This is a genomic window from Taklimakanibacter deserti (assembly GCA_003574785.1).
The window spans coordinates 1-808 of sequence record QORU01000048.1 but is presented as its reverse complement, the minus strand read 5'-3'; the positions used below and the strand labels follow the sequence as shown (position 1 = coordinate 808).

General features: G+C 40.8%; 2 protein-coding genes and 1 pseudogene. All 3 read right to left on the bottom strand.

The genetic code is table 11. The annotated features are described in order from the left end of the window. Nucleotides 1–230 (bottom strand): 30S ribosomal protein S8 (rpsH, locus tag DS839_RS35840; RefSeq protein WP_119275352.1); only part of this gene is annotated, 230 nt, incomplete at its 3' end. 36 nt (nucleotides 231–266) lie between these two features. Next, complete coding sequence (gene rpsN, locus DS839_RS35835) at nucleotides 267–572, bottom strand: 30S ribosomal protein S14 (protein ID WP_005599304.1); 306 nt, start codon at nucleotides 570–572, stop codon at nucleotides 267–269. Nucleotides 573–583: 11 nt separating this feature from the next. Further along, nucleotides 584–808, bottom strand: a pseudogene (locus DS839_RS35830) (50S ribosomal protein L5); the annotation flags it as partial.

Here is an 808-nt window from a genome sequence, read left to right as displayed (position 1 = left end):
CGTTGGATACTTTCTACAACCGGTTTGTTTTGGAAATATTTTAAAGTGATTTCCAATTCAGGTTTAGAACCTTCAACAATTTTGAAGCTCTCAACATAACCTTCTTCAGCTAAAACGCTTGCAATAGCAACTTTTAACTTAGATGAAGGCATACTGATTGCAACTTTATTCGCAGCTTGACCGTTACGAATACGGGTCAGCATATCTGCGATTGGATCTTGCATGCTCATGTATTTACTCCCATGATTCCAAATTAAAAGAGGTTATTACCAGCTTGCTTTCTTAAGGCCTGGAATTTCACCGCGCATTGCAGCTTCACGTACCTTAATACGGCTTAAACCAAACTTACGAAGTACACCGTGTGGACGACCAGTTTGGCGGCAACGGTTACGCTGACGGCTAGGACTTGAATCGCGCGGAAGTGTTTGTAGTTTTAACACTGCCGCCCAACGATCTTCGTCTGAAGAATTTGCATCAGAGATGATTTTCTTTAATTCTTCACGTTTAGCGTAGAATTTATCAGCTAATTTAGCACGTTTAACATCACGTACAATCATTGATTGTTTTGCCACGATAACCTACCTTATTTACGGAATGGGAAATTGAAAGCAGCTAATAAAGCTTGGCCTTCTTCATCGCTTTTCGCAGTTGTGGTGATAGTAATATCTAAACCACGTACACGATCTACTTTATCATAGTCGATTTCTGGGAAAATGATTTGTTCACGAACACCCATACTGTAATTACCACGACCGTCGAATGACTTCGCATTTAAACCGCGGAAGTCACGGATACGTGGAACAGCGAT